Origin of the sequence: Pectobacterium sp. CFBP8739 (assembly GCF_013449375.1) — a bacterium.
Classification (GTDB): domain Bacteria; phylum Pseudomonadota; class Gammaproteobacteria; order Enterobacterales; family Enterobacteriaceae; genus Pectobacterium.
This window is the reverse complement of the sequence record NZ_JACDRR010000029.1, coordinates 1-16,590: the sequence shown is the minus strand read 5'-3', so window position 1 is coordinate 16,590 and position 16,590 is coordinate 1. Positions and strand designations below refer to the sequence as shown.

Below are 16,590 nucleotides of genomic sequence, written 5' to 3'. Positions count from 1 at the left end.
TGGCGGGCTTGAGTGGGGAATAGCCAATTAGATAAACAAGTTTATTTAGATAAAAGACTTTATTTATAAAAGAATGCTGGAGAAAAACATGTCGGAGAAAAATGAATGCATAAAATAGGATTCGTACTGGCAGCATTACTGATGGCGCAGGCTCATGCCGAAGTCACAACAAACGCGCCAGCGCCAAATCAACCGGCGGTACGCGGCAGCATTATCGCCAGTCTGTTACAAGAACACGATACCCCGTTTGTCCTCTATCCATATGAAAGTAACTACTTACTGTACACCTATACCAGCAACATCAATAAAACAGCGATTCAGAGCTATAACTGGGGTAATGAAGCACGTAAAGATGAAGTGCATTACCAGTTGAGCCTGGGCTTCCCGATCTGGCGCGGCATTCTGGGGGATAATTCGCTGCTGGGGGCTTCCTACACGCAGCGCTCATGGTGGCAGTTGTCGAATAAAAGCGAGTCTTCTCCGTTTCGTGAAACGGACTATGAACCCCAGGTCTTTTTGGGCTGGGCAACGAACGCCACCTTCGCGGGCTGGACGTTACGGGATGTGGAAGTGGGTTTTAACCACCAGTCTAATGGCCGTTCCGAACCGACGTCACGCAGTTGGAACCGCGCTTATACTCGTCTGATGGCGCAGAACGGCAACTGGCAGGTCGATGTGAAACCGTGGATACGTTTCTCCGATAGCCAGGATGATAACCCGGATATCACCAAATACATGGGTCATTACCGCTTACGCATCGGCTATGTGTGGGGCGAGAGTGTGTTTAGCGCGGAAGGACGTTATAACTGGAACAGCGGCTACGGCGGTGGTGAACTGGGCTGGAGCTACCCGCTGACGCGTCATGTTCGTTTTTACACCAAGGTCTTTAGCGGCTACGGTGAATCCCTGATTGACTACAACCACCGTCAGACCCGCTTTGGCGTTGGGGTGACGCTGAATGACATGTTCTAATGAACGTGTGTTTTAGCGATTGCCGTTTTTAGCCATCGTCGTTTTACCAAACTTAACCATTGCAGTTTTACCAAACGGCGCTGAAAATAGCGCCTGTTTGATTTCATTGAATTGGGGAAGGCGTGTCTACGGCGGAAGTATTGAATAAGGAAGCGCTGGCGGTTCAGGTTCTGCGGGACACGTTCGGCTACCAGCAATTCCGACCGGGTCAGCAGGAAATTATCAGCGCGACGCTCAGTGGGCAGGACTGTCTGGTTATCATGCCGACAGGCGGCGGCAAGTCGCTGTGCTATCAAATCCCCGCGCTGGTGATGGACGGGCTGACGCTGGTGGTGTCGCCGCTGATTTCGCTGATGAAAGATCAAGTCGATCAGCTTCAGGCCTACGGCGTGTCGGCAGCCTGCCTAAATTCGACGCAGACGCGTGAACAGCAGCTTGACGTGATGGCGGGTTGCCGTACCGGTCAGATCAAACTGCTGTATATTGCGCCCGAACGTCTGACGACAGACAGCTTCCTCGATCATCTTGCACACTGGCAGATCGCCTTGATCGCCGTGGATGAAGCACACTGTATTTCCCAATGGGGGCACGATTTCCGCCCTGAATATCGTGCGCTGGGGCAGATTAAGCAGCGTTTTCCCCATCTTCCTTTCATTGCTTTGACGGCCACCGCTGATGAGACCACGCGCAACGATATCGTTCGCCTGCTGGATCTTCGGTCGCCGCTCATCCAGATCAACAGTTTTGACCGCCCGAACATTCGTTACACGCTGGTAGAGAAGTTTAAACCGCTCGATCAGCTCTGGATGTTCGTGCAGGGGCAGCGTGGAAAAAGCGGTATCATCTACTGTAATAGCCGTTCCCGCGTGGAAGATATTTGCGCGCGTTTGCAGGCCCGGGGGCTGAGCGCAGGGGCTTATCACGCCGGTCTGGATAATGAACGGCGTGCGCAGGTGCAGGAAGCCTTCCTGCGTGACGATCTTCAGGTGGTGGTGGCGACCGTTGCATTTGGTATGGGCATCAACAAGCCTAACGTGCGGTTTGTGGTGCACTTTGATATTCCGCGCAACATCGAATCCTACTATCAGGAAACGGGGCGTGCCGGACGTGACGGCCTCGCGGCGGAAGCCGCGCTGTTCTACGATCCGGCGGATATGGCGTGGCTGCGCCGTTGTCTGGAAGAAAAGCCCGCGGGGCCGCAGTTGGATATCGAGCGCCATAAGCTCAATGCGATGGGCGCGTTTGCTGAAGCGCAGACCTGCCGCCGTTTGGTGCTGCTGAACTATTTCGGTGAAGGACGCCAACAACCTTGCGGTAACTGCGACGTTTGTCTCGATCCGCCTAAGCGCTACGACGGGCTGGTTGACGCGCAAAAGGCGCTGTCCTGCGTGTATCGGGTCGGGCAGCGCTTTGGTTTAGGGTATATCGTCGAGGTGCTGCGCGGCGCAAATAACCAGCGTATCCGAGACTTTGGTCATGACAAGCTGCCGGTTTACGGCATCGGTAAGGACAAATCGCAGGAGCATTGGGTCAGCGTACTGCGCCAGTTGATTCATCTGGGGTTGCTGAACCAGAACATCACGATGCATTCCGCCGTACAGCTTACTGAATCGGCGCGTCCGGTATTGCGGGGAGAAGTGCCGCTACAGCTGGCCGTGCCACGTGTGATTAACCTGAAACCTCGCGCGAATCAAAAATCTTACGGCGGAAATTACGACCGTAAGCTGTTCGCCAAATTGCGCAAACTGCGTAAATCCATCGCGGATGAAGACAATATCCCGCCTTACGTGGTGTTCAGCGATGCGACGCTTCTGGAGATGGCGGAACTGATGCCGATCACCGCGGGTGAACTGCTGAATATCAACGGGGTAGGACACCGCAAGCTTGAACGTTTCGGTGCGCCTTTCATGAACATGATTCGCGATCATGTCGATAATGATGACGAGTAACGCTCGCCTTATCTGATTGCCTTTAAAAACAGGAAAACCAACATGCTGATGCTATTTTTGACGGTGGCGCTGGTGCATTTCATTGCGCTGATGAGCCCTGGGCCGGATTTCTTTTTCGTTTCACAAACCGCGGCCAGCCGTTCCCGCCGTGAAGCGATGATGGGCGTGCTGGGTATTTCTCTGGGCGTGGTGGTCTGGGCGGCGATTGCGCTACTGGGGTTGCACCTGCTGTTGCAAAAAATGGCCTGGCTGCATACGGCTATTACCGTCGGCGGTGGGCTGTACCTGTGCTGGATGGGCTGGCAGATGCTGCGTTCCGCGCGAAGTAAAGCGCAGTTGGAAACCACGCAAGAGACAGCGGTGGTTTTGCCTCAGCGTGGCAAAACCTTTATGCGCGGGTTATTGACGAATCTGGCTAACCCGAAGGCGCTGATCTATTTCGGCAGCGTGTTCTCGCTGTTTGTTGGCGATAGCGTCGGCAGCGGTGCTCGCTGGGGATTGTTTGCGCTGATCTCGATTGAAACGTTGATCTGGTTCAGTCTGGTTGCGGTAGTTTTTGCTCTACCAGCCATGCGTCGCGGCTATCAGCGTTTGGCGAAATGGGTAGATGGCGTAGCGGGCGTGCTGTTTACCGGATTTGGTCTGCACCTGATTTTCTCTCGCTAATTTTTCCCTGCGAGGATGTCTCTCAGCGCATGTTCTGTGGAGAAAAAGCCGTAGGAAACCCCTTTCTTTGAGGAAAAAACGCGCCGCCATTTACGACGGCGCGCTCCTTCATCAGGCCTTTCTCGCCGTAGCGAGTAACGCGCCGACCAACACAAACAGTGAGCCGAATATCCGGTTAAGCATCTTCATCTGCCGTGGACCTTTCAGCCAGCCGGCGATACGCGTGGCCAGCGTGGCGTAGCCAATCATCACGATAATATCGACTATCACGGTGGTGACGCCCAATACCAGATACTGTGCGGCCTGCGGCTGGTGGGGGATAATGAACTGCGGGAACAGCGCTGCCAGAAACACAATGCTTTTTGGGTTGGTTAGATTCACCAGCACCGCGCGTTTAAAGAGTCTACGGCGCGGCATCGCGCTGGCAATCGCCTGAAGATCCAGTGCGCCAGCTGTACGCCATTGCTGAATCCCCAGCCAAATCAGATACGCTGCGCCCAGCCATTTCAGCATATCGAAAGCCAGTACGGACTGGTTAAGCAGCGCACCTAGCCCGATGCCGACCAGCACAATATGAATCGCCAGCCCGACCTGTAAACCACAGATCGAGGCCGCTGCGCCGCGATAGCCGTGGCTAATTCCGGTGCTCATGGTGTTGATGGCACCAGAACCGGGCGACAGGCTGAGAATGAGCGTTGTGAGTAAATAGGTTAACCACCAATCCAATGTCATGAAGCATACCCCTGAATCGCGTTCTGTATTACGAGAGTCTGTCTGTTTTTTATGTCACAATACGCTGGTGCTCCACTGCTTGTCATGTTCTTCCGCTAGCTTTCGTTTTCCTGCGTCACCGGAGAGATGTGATGATTCAACGCCACAATACGTTGTTTACGTCGGAACGGTTAACGCCTGAAGGGGTAACCTCTAACCTGTTAACGCGAGAAGCGCAGTTTGCCGCTTTTGCTACCGGAGAATTACTGGATTTCTGGCGTCAGCGCGAAGAGGGGGAATTCTCTGGCGTTGATGACGTCCCTATCCGGTTTGTTCGTTTTACCGCGCCACAGCACGACAAAATTGTCGTTGTCTTTTCTGGCCGCATCGAAAGCTACGTCAAATATAGCGAAGTGGCGTATGACCTTTTTCATCGCGGCTATGATGTGCTCATCATGGATCATCGTGGGCAAGGGCGATCGGGGCGGGTGCTGCAAGACGGCCATCGTGGACACGTCGTGCACTTCAGCGATTATGTTGATGATGCCGAAACGCTGTGTCAGCAGCATATTGGCCCTAAACGATATACCCACCGGTTTGCGTTAGCGCATTCAATGGGCGGCGCGATTCTGGCACAGTTGCTGATTCGCCAGCCTGAGACGTTTGATGCCGTTGCGCTGTGCGCACCGATGTTTGGTATTCGTTTGCCGCTTCCTCATTGTGTTGCCGGATGGATTGTCGATTGGGCAGAGCGTCGCCCAGCGATACGTGATTATTACGCTATCGGCACCGGACAGTGGCGTCCGCTGCCTTATCGGATGAATGTGCTGACGCACAGCCGTGAACGCTACCAGCGCAGCATTCGATTTTATGCGGACTCGCCGGATTTGCGCGTCGGCGGCCCCACTTATCACTGGGTGCGTGAAGCGATACAGGCGGGGATACAGTTGCAGGCACAGGCCAGCATGATCACTACGCCGCTGCTGCTGCTACAGGCGGGAGAGGAGCGCGTGGTGGATAACCACAGCCAGAATACGTTTTGTCAGGCACTGGCGCAGAGTGGTAACGCCAATGCGAACGGCGTTTTAGAGGTTATCCCCGGTGCGCGGCATGAAATTCTCTTTGAAACGGATAACCTCCGCGCTCAGGCATTTGCGCTGATTCTGGCGCACTTTGCGCGTTATCATTAATTTTTTGCGGCGCGTGCCGCTACAACACACCAGAAGTGAGATCTCATCGTTATGTACCATGTCGTTGCTTCCGATTTAGATGGCACACTGCTGTCACCTGACCACTCGCTGTCCCCGTATGCGAAAGAAACCCTCAGGCTGCTGACGGAAAAAGGGATTCACTTTGTGTTTGCTACCGGACGGCATCACATGGATGTCGCGCAGATTCGCGATAATCTCGGTATCAGCGCGTTTATGATTACCTCGAATGGCGCACGAGTGCATAACTCGCAGGGCGAGCTGATTTTCAGTCACAATCTGGATCAGGATATCGCCCGCGACCTTTACAGCGTCGTACACAATAACCCCGATATGCTGACGCATGTTTATCGTGATGACGAGTGGTTTATGAACCGTCCGCGTGCGGAAGAAGAGCGTTTCTTCAAAGAGTCGATCTTTAAATACAAGCTGTTTGAACCTGTATTGCTCGAAACCGATGGCGTCAGCAAAGTGTTCTTTACCTGTGATTCCCATGAACAGCTGTTACCGCTGGAAGAAGCGATCAACGCGCGCTGGGGCGATCGCGTTAACGTGAGTTTTTCGACGCTCACGTGTCTGGAAGTGATGGCGGGCGGCGTATCGAAAGGCCATGCGCTTGAGCAGGTGGCGAAGATTATCGGCTTCTCGCTCAAAGAGTGCGTAGCGTTTGGTGATGGCATGAACGACTACGAAATGCTGTCGATGGCGGGTAAAGGCTGCGTCATGCAGAACGCGCATCAGCGCTTGAAAGATTTACTGCCGGATCGTGAAGTGATTGGTTCTAATGCAGACAGCGCCGTGCCGAATTACCTGCGGGAACTGTTTCTGAAATAATCTGCGCAGAGGTTACGCGGTGATTGATGGTACAAACGAAGGCGGCGTCATCATGACGCCGCCAGAGGGATGCTTACAAGAGCGGGTTAAGCGCGGTTGGCTAACTCAGCTTTATGTTTTTTCTCATTCAGCATAACCACAATCAGCAGAAGTACCGCCAGAATGCTGCCGCCGATCATGACCATGAAGCCGCCATCCCAACCGAAGAAGTCAACGGTGTAGCCGACGATGGCGCTGGCGGCAACGGAACCACCGAGGTAGCCGAACAGGCCAGTGAAGCCCGCTGCTGTCCCTGCTGCTTTCTTCGGTGCCAGTTCCAGCGCGTGCAGACCAATCAGCATAACTGGGCCGTAGATCAGGAAGCCGATGACGATCATACAGGCCATATCCACACCTGGGTTACCGGCTGGGTTCATCCAATAGACGATGGTTGCGATGGTAACCAGCGTCATAAAGAATACGCCTGTTGCACCACGGTTGCCTTTGAACACCTTATCGGACATCCAACCGCATAACAGCGTACCTGGAATACCGGCGTATTCGTACAGGAAGTAAGCCCAGGAGGATTTATCCAGCGCGAAGTGTTTCACTTCTTTCAGGTAAGTCGGTGACCAGTCTAGGATGCCGTAACGCAGCAGGTAAACGAAGACGTTAGCGATAGCGATGTACCACAGCAGCTTGTTCGGGAAAACGTACTGCATGAAGATCTGCTTCGCTGTCAGTTCTTCTTCTGCTTTCTCATTATAATCAACCGGATAGTCGTTTTTGTACTCTTCGATTGGCGGCAAACCACAGGATTGCGGGGTATCGCGCATCAGCGCAAAGGCAATCAGCGCAACCAGAATGGCAGCGAAGGCTGGCATGTAGAGCGCGGCTTTCCAGTCATTGAACCAGGCCATACCCAGCAGGAACAGCAGTGGAGGAATACCACCGCCGACGTTGTGAGCACAGTTCCACACGGACACGATGCCACCACGTTCTTTCTGTGACCACCAGTGAACCATGGTGCGTCCGCACGGCGGCCATCCCATTCCCTGGAACCATCCGCACAGGAACAGCAGAACGAACATAATCGCGATGCTGGACGTTGCCCACGGTACGAAGCCCATGAACAGCATAACGGCAGCGGCCAGAATCAGACCAGCAGGCAAGAACACACGCGGGTTGGAACGGTCAGATACCGAACCCATGATGAATTTGGAAAAACCGTAGGCAATGGAAATGCCGGACAGCGCAAAACCAAGGTCGCCGCGCGAGAAGCCTTGCTCAATCAGGTAAGGCATGGCGAGTGCGAAGTTTTTACGTACCAGATAGTAGGCGGCGTAGCCAAAAAAGATCCCCATGAAAATCTGCCAGCGCAGACGGCGATAGAGGGGATCGACACGATCCTGCGATACGCGCGGCTGGTGGGCTGCGGGCCTAAAAATACTCAGCATAGATATCTCCAATGCGAAAAAAAACGATAGCTTTTTTGTTCTATTACGAACGTTATTGTAAGGGGATAGCGTGCAAATGAGTGTGATTCATGACGCTAATGTTACACTTTTATGAAACTGTGACGATTTTTGCGCTCATGTTAACAGAATCGGAAAATTCCACAGTGTGGTTTTAGTGACATGAATCACACTTATTGTTTTTAGATACCTCTTTATTTTCGTTTAGTGTTCGTTTTTGCTCTTTATCAAACATTATCCCTTCTTTTTGTGTCCCAATAGCAACATACATGCTTTCCGCCTTAAGCGAGAACACAATGCGAACAAACGAGAACTGGCGTGAAACTGACGTGGTTGTCATTGGCGGTGGTGCAACGGGAGCAGGAACGGCACGGGACTGTGCCCTGCGTGGACTGCGCTGCCTGCTGCTTGAACGTTATGACATTGCAACCGGCGCAACCGGGCGTAATCACGGCTTATTACACAGCGGGGCACGCTATGCAGTAACCGATGGCGAGTCTGCCCGCGAATGTATTGAAGAAAACCAGATTCTCCGGAGGATTGCTCGCCATTGTATTGAACCCACCGACGGCCTGTTTATCACGTTGCCGGAAGACGATCTCGGCTGGCAGGCACAGTTTATTACCGCCTGTCAGCAAGCGGGAATTCGCGCGCAGGCGTTGGACCCGCAGGAAGCGTTACGACTGGAACCGGCAGCAAATCCGGCGCTGATTGGTGCGGTACGCGTGCCGGATGGTTCGGTCGACCCTTTTCGCCTGACGGCGGCCAACATGATCGATGCCTGCGAGCACGGCGCGGAAGTGCTGACCTATCATGAGGTTATCGGGCTGATTCGCAAGGGAGATCGGGTTACCGGCGTGCGCGTTTTCGACCATAAAAAAGGTGTAGAAACAGAAATCTATGCACAGGTGGTGGTCAACGCGGGCGGTATCTGGGGGCAACACATTGCGGAATATGCCGATCTGCGCGTGCGCATGTTTCCGGCAAAAGGCGCACTGCTTATTCTTGGGCACCGCATCAACAACATGGTGATCAACCGCTGCCGCAAACCGGCGGATGCCGACATTCTGGTGCCGGGTGACACTATTTCGCTGATCGGTACGACCTCAACCCACATCGATTACGACCAAATCGACAATATGCTGGTGACGCCTGCTGAGGTGGAAACGCTGATGCGGGAAGGCTCCATGCTGGCGCCGTCGCTGGCAAGCACGCGAATTCTGCGTGCCTATGCTGGTGTCCGTCCGCTGGTTGCCAGCGACAGTGATCCCAGCGGTCGTAGCGTAAGTCGTGGCATTGTGCTGCTCGACCACGCCAGTCGCGACGGACTGGAAGGGTTTATCACGATCACTGGTGGCAAGCTGATGACCTATCGCCTGATGGCGGAATGGGTGACGGATGCCATCTGCAAAAAGCTGGGTCATGACGTGGCCTGCTCGACGGCACAAACGCCGCTGCCCGGATCGGAGTCACTGGATGAAGTGAAAACCGTTCCCCATGCGCTGTCTGCCTATCCACCAGCAAAACCGCTCTCGGCACCGCTGCGCGGTTCGGCGATTTATCGCCACGGTGAACGTGCCGGAAGAATGCTGTCCGGTGAGCGTCTGGATCGCAGCCTGGTGTGTGAATGCGAGGCCGTGACGGCGGGGGAAGTGCGCTACGCCGTGGAATCATTGCAGGTGAATAACCTGATTGACCTGCGTCGGCGTACTCGCGTTGGCATGGGCACCTGTCAGGGGGAACTGTGCGCCTGTCGTGCGGCAGGTCTGTTGTGCCGTCTGGGCACCGCGACGCCGGAGCAGTCGCTCACGCAGCTCAGCCAGTTTTTGAACGAACGCTGGAAAGGCATTCGGCCGATTGCCTGGGGCAATGCCCTGCGTGAAAGCGAATTCACCAGTTGGATTTATCAGGGCTTGTGCGGCCTGACGGCCAGCGACAGTCAGGAGGATCGCCATGCGCTATGACGTTGTAATTATCGGTGGTGGGTTGGCAGGGCTGACCTGCGGTATCCGCTTAGCGGAGCAGGGAAAACGCTGCGCGATTGTCAGCGCTGGGCAGAATGCGCTGCATTTTTCTTCCGGTGCGCTGGATTTACTCTCCCATCTTCCCGATGGACAGCCTGTGAGCCAGCCGCTTGAGGCACTAGACGAGCTGGCGCATCAGGCTCCTCACCACCCTTATTCGCGTATGGGAGCGGCGGCGGTTGCCGCACTGTTGCCACAGGTTGAAGCATTGCTGGAGCGCAGCACTATCTCCCTGTTGGGCAGCTATCAGCAGAATCACTGGCGCATGACGCCGTTAGGTAAGTTTCGTTCATGTTGGCTGAGCCCAGTTGATGGCGTCACGCGTGGTCTGCCGGATTCCCGTTTTGGCGATAACCCGCTCATTGCCGGTATCGACGGTTTTCTGGATTTTCAATCCCGAATTGTTGCCGGTACGCTTCAGATGCAGGGAATTGCGGCGCGCAGTGATGAACTCAAACTGCCGGTTCTGGATCGATTACGCCAAAACCCCAGCGAATTCCGCGCGGTAAATATCGCCCGCGTGCTCGAGCGACCGGAAAATCGTTCTGCGCTGGTGGAGGAGTTGTCGCTTCTGGCCAACGGCAACGATGCCATCATCATGCCCGCTTGTCTGGGATTGGATAGCCCCGAGATCGTGGCTGAACTGACTGATGCACTCGGTAAACCGGTATTGCTACTGCCGACATTACCGCCGTCAGTGCTCGGGTTGCGTTTGCATCAGGCGCTGTCGCAGCGCTTTCGCCAACTGGGTGGCATGGTGATGCCGGGCGATCGCGCGGTGCGTGCATCGCTATCGCCGCAGGAGATTGCCGTCCATAGCCACCATCACCGCGATATTCCGCTGCGGGCGAAGCACGCGGTGCTGGCGAGCGGCAGTTTCTTCAGCAACGGGCTGGTGACGCAGTTCGATCGGGTGACCGAGCCAGTCTTTGGGTTGGATGTGCGGTTCGCTGACCTGCGCGAGGGCTGGAGCCAGCAGGATGTGTTTGCGCCGCAGCCCTATATGCAGTTTGGTGCGATTGTCGATGAGCATCTGCACCCGCGTATTGGCGGTGAAACGATCGGCAATCTGTACGCCATCGGCGCGGTGCTGGAAGGTTTCGATCCGATTGCACAGGGATGTGGGGCGGGCGTTTCTTTGCTCAGCGCACTTCATGTTGCCGAACAGATTTTGACGGAGGGCAACTCATGAGCCTGCTTAGCGATAACAGTTTTGAAGATTGCATCAAATGTACGGTCTGTACCACGTACTGCCCGGTTTCGCGCGTGAATCCGCTTTATCCCGGCCCGAAACAGGCCGGACCGGACGGCGAACGCCTGCGGCGTAAAGACCCGGCGCTGTATGATGACGCGTTGAAATACTGCACTAACTGCAAACGCTGTGAAGTCGCGTGCCCGTCGGATGTTAAAATTGGCGACATCATTCAGCGTGCGAAAGCCACGCACAACAGCCACAAGCCGACATTGCGCGATGCCATTCTGAGCCATACCGATTTCATGGGATCGATTGCCACGCCGTTTGCGCCGCTGGTCAATACGGCGACCAGCCTGAAGCCGGTGCGCCAATTGCTGGATAAAGCGTTGAAAATCGACCATCGTCGTCAGTTGCCGAAATATTCGTTCGGCACCTTCCGGCGCTGGTATCGTCAGCAGGCGGCAAAGCAGCAGGCCTATGATGAGCAAGTCGCTTATTTCCACGGCTGCTATGTGAACTACAACCATCCACAGCTGGGTAAAGATCTGGTTCAGGTCTTTAACGCGATGGGGATTGGCGTCCAGTTGCTGAATAAAGAGAAATGCTGCGGCGTGCCGCTGATCGCCAATGGTTTTCACGACAAGGCCAGAAAGCAGGCACGCGCGAATATCACGTCGCTGGATGAGGCTATCAATCAGAAATCCCTGCCGGTGGTGGCGACGTCATCCAGCTGTACGTTCACGCTGCGAGATGAGTACCCGCATCTGTTGGGCGTGGATAACGGCCACGTGCGTGATGGCATCGAACTGGTGACGCGCCAGCTCTATCGTCTGCTGGAAGAAGAAGGGCGAACACTGCCGCTGCGTCACTTACCGCTGCGGGTGGCGTATCACACCCCTTGCCATCTGGAGAGAATGGGGTGGACAGCGTATACCCTGGCGCTGCTGCAACGTATCCCCGGTCTTGAACTGGTGATGCTGGATTCCCAGTGCTGCGGTATTGCGGGCACCTACGGCTTCAAGAAAGAGAATTACGCCACGTCACAAGGCATTGGCGCACCGCTGTTCCAGCAGATTGAGGAGAGCGGCGTCGATATCGTGGTGACGGACTGCGAAACCTGTAAGTGGCAGATTGAGATGTCGACCAGCAAACGGTGTGAACACCCGATCACGCTACTCGCGAGGTCATTAGCACAGCCAGAGTAAAAGGTGGCAGGGAGCAAAACGGACAATTCCCCACTCTTATTGAGAATAAGAATTTATCTCAAAAAGAGCTTTACAGGTGCGAATGATAATGATTATTATTGCTGTGCGTTCTGGGGAACGATGTCATGTGCCTGTGTTAACTACCGATGGTGTTCATGACGATTCGGCTTCCCTGTGAAGGCACGACATTGCTCACATTGCTTCCAGTATTATTTAGCCAGCTCGGGTGCTGGCTTTTTTTTGTCTGTCGAACACGCCTAGCTATTCCCTTCTGATTTTTCGAACAGAGCGGTGAGTTTTTTGCGCTATCTTATTTGCCACCGCCCGTTACACTTTCCTTATCAAAAATGCGGGAGGAAATAACATGATCTATTTACGTCAAGCGCAAGATCGCGGACATGCGAATCACGGCTGGCTCGACAGTTGGCACACGTTCTCCTTTGCCGATTATTACGATCCTGATTTCATGGGATTTTCGGCACTGCGCGTCATTAATGAAGACGTTATCGAAGGCGGGCAGGGCTTTGGCACACATCCGCACAAAGATATGGAAATTCTGACCTATGTGTTATCCGGTGCCGTTGAGCATCAGGACAGCATGGGAAATAAAGAGCAAGTGCCAGCGGGTGAATTCCAGATTATGAGTGCGGGCACGGGCATTCGCCACTCTGAATACAATGCCAGCAAGGACGAACCGCTGCATCTGTACCAAATCTGGATTATCCCAGAAAAAACAGGTCTGACGCCGCGCTACGAGCAGAAGCGCTTTGATGTGCAGCAAGGGCGTCAGCTGGTGCTGTCCCCCGATGCGCGTGAAGGTTCGCTGAAAGTCTTTCAGGACATGACGCTGTGGCGCTGGGCGCTGAAAGCGCAGGAGCAATCGGTGTATCAGATTCAGGCTGACCGCCGTGTCTGGATTCAGGTGGTGCGTGGTACGGTAGAAATTAATGGTCAGAAAGCAGAAACCAGCGATGCATTCGCAGTGTGGGACGAAACGGCGATCTCTGTTCATGCCAGCGAGGACAGCGAAATCCTGCTGTTTGATTTGCCTCCGGTATAAGGATGGCTAAGTCATAACGGAAAAGCCCGCGTAGGAAAAACGCGGGCTTTTTACTTTCTTAAAAACCTCACGTTATCATGCAGATTCTGCCCCTCAGCCTTTACTTTCCTGACGCTTTTTTTGTTAGACTTAGATTACTGTTTTTCAGGCATTTTAGTCGACGATGAAGAAAAAAAGACCCGTTCTCCAGGACGTTGCTGACCGCGTTGGGATTACCAAAATGACGGTAAGCCGCTATTTGCGTAACCCTGCGCAGGTGTCAGCCGCGTTGCAGGAAAAGATCGCTATTGCATTGGATGAGCTGGGCTATATTCCCAATCTCGCGCCGAATATGCTCGCCAGCTCCACCAGTCGGGCGATTGGGGTGCTGCTGCCGTCATTAACCAATCAGGTTTTCGCTGAGGTATTGCGCGGTATTGAACGCACGGCGGAAGCGCACGGCTACCAGACCATGCTGGCGCACTATGGCTATCATCCTGACAGAGAAGAACAGCGTCTGACGTCACTGCTGTCGTATCACATCGATGGGCTTATTTTGGCTGAACGTACCCACACGCCGCGAACGCGCCAGATGCTGGACGTTGCTGGCATTCCGGTCGTTGAGCTGATGGATTCCGTTTCGCCCTGTCTGGATATGGCCGTCGGGTTTGATAACGTTGAAGCCGCCCGCCAGATGACACTGCGTATGGTCGCGCTGGGGCATCGTCATATCGTCTATCTCGGTGCGCGTCAGGATGAGCGTACGATCATGCGCTGTCGAGGCTATGAACAAGCGATGTGGGAAAGCGGGCTCAAGAGCTATTGCGTGATGAGCGAGCGAGCCTCTTCCTATTCACTCGGTGGCGAACTGCTGCGGCAGACGCAGGCGGAATACCCGCAGGTCGATAGCGTATTTTGCACCAATGACGACTTAGCCGTCGGTGCGATGTTTGAATGTCAGCGGCAGGGGCTGCGTGTGCCGGATGACATTGGCGTAGCGGGTTTTCACGGGCATGACATTGGTCAGGCGATGGTGCCGAAGCTGGCTAGCGTACTGACACCGCGTGAACACATGGGACGCGTCGGCACCGAACAACTGCTGGCTCGTCTGCGGGGCGAGCCAGTTACGCAGGGGATGGTCGATGTCGGTTTTACCGTGCTGGACGGCGAAAGCCTCTAAGCCGCTGCGTTAGCCTGCCGCACGCAATGCTGCAACGCAGCGTTGCACGACGTCTTCTCGGGTGCCGTCAATATCGACCTTCAGGACATCCGGTTCATCGCTGCCCGGTTCTTCCAGCGCATCGAACTGGCTTTTCAGCAGTTCCGTCGGCATGAAGTGGCCTGCTCTGGCTTTGTGGCGCTCCAGAATCAGCTCAAAGCTGCCTTTCAAATAGATAAACACCATCTTTTCGTTCCCTTCGCGCAGGCGGTCACGGTAACGCTTTTTCAGCGCGGAACAGACGATGATGCCCGTCTCGTTTTTGTGTGCCAGGCTATAGGCGACATCGCTAAGGCGCTCCAGCCACGGTGCGCGATCGTCGTCATTCAATGGCGTACCGCTGGCCATCTTCTGGATATTCGCGCGTGGATGCAGATCGTCGCCGTCAATAAATTTTGCCTGAATGGCGCGGCCAAGTTCAGCGCCAACTGAGGATTTTCCACTGCCTGATACGCCCATCAGAATAATGCTTCGACCTGACATAATTTGATCTCTATCTCAAACTGTAAATTAAATGATACTTAATGGTTCCATACTTTAACATGTTACCCGTATCATGTTACCGGTATCAAATGATGATGTGATGCATCTCACAAACAATTAGCCAACCCAGACTGAGTGCCCTAAAGAGATTATTAACGATGACAGAAATCACCTCCGCCTATAGCGCCAGTGTGCTGTTGATCATTGCCGCTGGTGCAGTCGCACTGTTACTGGTGCTGATTATGCGCTTTAAAATCCATGCGTTCCTGGCGCTGACTTTCGTCAGTCTGGTAACAGCATTAGTAACAAAAACACCTTACGAAAAGATTGTGCCGACGCTGCTGAGTGGTTTCGGTAGTACGCTGGCATCCGTTGCCCTGCTGGTTGGACTAGGGGCAATGATTGGCCGCCTGTTAGAAGTGACCGGCGGCGCGAATGTGCTGGCGGATACGCTAATCAATAAATTTGGCGAACATCGAGCACCTTTTGCGTTAGGGGTTGCTTCTCTGCTGTTCGGCTTCCCGATCTTTTTTGATGCGGGTCTGGTGGTGATGCTGCCGATTATTTTCAGCGTGGCAAAGCGCTTCGGCGGCTCGACGCTAAAATATGCGTTTCCTGCGGCGGGCGCGTTTGCCGCTATGCATGCGCTGGTTCCCCCACATCCCGGACCGGTTGCTGCTAGCGAATTGTTAGGTGCCAACATCGGGCTGCTGGTGATTATCGGGGGCATCATCGCGCTACCGACTTGGTATTTCGGCGGCTACCTCTATGGGTTGTACGCAGGTAAAAAATTCGACATCAAACTGCCTGCAAGCTTCTTGTCTGCGGTTGAAACGGATACGACCATTAAACCACCTCGCTTTTCCGTGGTGTTGAGTATTCTGCTGCTGCCATTAGTGCTGATTTTTCTCGATACCGGGCTCAATACGCTAACGGTGATGGGAATAGTGAGCGGTGATAACGGCGTGGTGCAGTTCTTACGCATGTTGGGTAAAACGCCGGTCGCGCTATTGATTACGGTATTTTTCGCGCTGATGGTCTTTAGCGGTCGTAAGAGCGGAGCGCATCTTGAAAAGATTTGTGACGGTGCGTTAGGTCCGATTTGCGCCATTATTTTGGTAACGGGTGCAGGTGGCATGTTCGGTGGCGTTCTGCGTGCCAGCGGAATTGGTAACGCGCTATCCGGTGCACTGGCAGATACAGGCTTGCCTGTTATCGTTGCTGCATTTGTGGTATCGATGGCACTGCGTGTGGCGCAGGGTTCTGCAACGGTGGCACTGACGACCACAGCGGCGCTAATGGCACCCACAGTGGCGGCGACTACAGGATTAAGCCAGTTTGACCTGTGCTTTATCGTAGTGGCGATTGCGGGCGGGGCGACGGTGTTGTCCCATGTGAATGATTCGGGCTTCTGGCTGGTCAGTCGTTTCCTCGAAATGGATGAGAAAACGACGTTGAAAACGTGGACTGTGATGGAAACGCTGCTCGGCACCATCGCGTTCCTGCTGGCGGCGATAGGCAGTATTCTTCTCTAACGCTCCTGCGCGGAGGGCGTTAAGCAAGCCTGACGCGCGGTGATAATGGATAGATCGTAAAGACGCTGTCAATACATCCCTTGTATCTTGAACTAG

General features: G+C 54.2%; 14 protein-coding genes. 11 read left to right on the top strand and 3 right to left on the bottom strand.

The genetic code is table 11. The features are described from left to right. Positions 1 to 105: 105 nt before the first annotated feature. The 3 genes from pldA (at position 106) to rhtC (ending at position 3,587) form a co-directional block, all read left to right on the top strand. Positions 106 to 972, top strand: a complete 867-nt coding sequence (gene pldA / locus H0247_RS17995; protein WP_180743778.1) for a phospholipase A — start codon at positions 106 to 108, stop codon at positions 970 to 972. A gap of 122 nt (positions 973 to 1,094) precedes the next feature. Then, a complete protein-coding gene (recQ, locus tag H0247_RS17990; protein WP_180743777.1) occupies positions 1,095 to 2,921 on the top strand; it encodes an ATP-dependent DNA helicase RecQ in 1,827 nt (608 codons plus the stop codon). A 42-nt stretch (positions 2,922 to 2,963) separates the two neighbouring features. Beyond that, a complete protein-coding gene (gene rhtC / locus H0247_RS17985; protein WP_180743776.1) occupies positions 2,964 to 3,587 on the top strand; it encodes a threonine export protein RhtC in 624 nt (207 codons plus the stop codon). 111 nt (positions 3,588 to 3,698) lie between these two features. Here rhtC and rhtB read toward each other — a convergent pair whose 3' ends face one another. Next, on the bottom strand, positions 3,699 to 4,319 hold the full coding sequence (rhtB, locus tag H0247_RS17980) for a homoserine/homoserine lactone efflux protein (RefSeq protein ID WP_180743775.1): 621 nt from the start codon (positions 4,317 to 4,319) through the stop codon (positions 3,699 to 3,701). A gap of 131 nt (positions 4,320 to 4,450) precedes the next feature. Between rhtB and pldB the strand changes: the two genes are divergently transcribed. Beyond that, positions 4,451 to 5,488, top strand: a complete 1,038-nt coding sequence (gene pldB, locus H0247_RS17975) for a lysophospholipase L2 (protein ID WP_180743774.1) — start codon at positions 4,451 to 4,453, stop codon at positions 5,486 to 5,488. 51 nt (positions 5,489 to 5,539) lie between these two features. Then, positions 5,540 to 6,340 (top strand): sugar/pyridoxal phosphate phosphatase YigL, encoded by an 801-nt coding sequence (gene yigL / locus H0247_RS17970; protein WP_180743773.1) that lies wholly within the window; start codon positions 5,540 to 5,542, stop codon positions 6,338 to 6,340. Positions 6,341 to 6,426: 86 nt separating this feature from the next. On the opposite strand, the gene glpT is transcribed toward yigL, so the two are convergent. Next, positions 6,427 to 7,776, bottom strand: a complete 1,350-nt coding sequence (gene glpT / locus H0247_RS17965; protein ID WP_180743772.1) for a glycerol-3-phosphate transporter — start codon at positions 7,774 to 7,776, stop codon at positions 6,427 to 6,429. A gap of 314 nt (positions 7,777 to 8,090) precedes the next feature. Here glpT and glpA point away from each other — a divergent pair, with 314 nt between their 5' ends. From glpA to gntR, 5 genes are all read left to right on the top strand, one after another. Continuing rightward, positions 8,091 to 9,758, top strand: a complete 1,668-nt coding sequence (glpA, locus tag H0247_RS17960) for an anaerobic glycerol-3-phosphate dehydrogenase subunit A (RefSeq protein WP_180743771.1) — start codon at positions 8,091 to 8,093, stop codon at positions 9,756 to 9,758. Then, positions 9,748 to 11,010: a glycerol-3-phosphate dehydrogenase subunit GlpB gene (gene glpB / locus H0247_RS17955; protein ID WP_180743770.1), complete on the top strand. Its 1,263-nt coding sequence runs from the start codon at positions 9,748 to 9,750 to the stop codon at positions 11,008 to 11,010. The genes glpA and glpB overlap by 11 nt, the downstream gene beginning before the upstream one ends. Next, on the top strand, positions 11,007 to 12,218 hold the full coding sequence (glpC, locus tag H0247_RS17950; protein ID WP_180743769.1) for an anaerobic glycerol-3-phosphate dehydrogenase subunit GlpC: 1,212 nt from the start codon (positions 11,007 to 11,009) through the stop codon (positions 12,216 to 12,218). The genes glpB and glpC overlap by 4 nt, the downstream gene beginning before the upstream one ends. Before the next feature lie 364 nt (positions 12,219 to 12,582). Next, positions 12,583 to 13,278, top strand: coding sequence for a pirin family protein (locus H0247_RS17945; protein ID WP_180743768.1), 696 nt, complete (start codon positions 12,583 to 12,585; stop codon positions 13,276 to 13,278). A 163-nt stretch (positions 13,279 to 13,441) separates the two neighbouring features. After that, on the top strand, positions 13,442 to 14,437 hold the full coding sequence (gene gntR, locus H0247_RS17940) for a gluconate operon transcriptional repressor GntR (RefSeq protein ID WP_180743767.1): 996 nt from the start codon (positions 13,442 to 13,444) through the stop codon (positions 14,435 to 14,437). 9 nt (positions 14,438 to 14,446) lie between these two features. Here the strand turns inward: gntR and H0247_RS17935 are convergent, their stop codons facing one another. After that, positions 14,447 to 14,959 (bottom strand): gluconokinase, encoded by a 513-nt coding sequence (locus tag H0247_RS17935; protein WP_180743766.1) that lies wholly within the window; start codon positions 14,957 to 14,959, stop codon positions 14,447 to 14,449. Between the two features lie 158 nt (positions 14,960 to 15,117). Here H0247_RS17935 and H0247_RS17930 point away from each other — a divergent pair, with 158 nt between their 5' ends. After that, positions 15,118 to 16,494 (top strand): GntP family permease, encoded by a 1,377-nt coding sequence (locus tag H0247_RS17930; RefSeq protein ID WP_180743765.1) that lies wholly within the window; start codon positions 15,118 to 15,120, stop codon positions 16,492 to 16,494. The last annotated feature ends 96 nt before the right edge of the window (positions 16,495 to 16,590 follow it).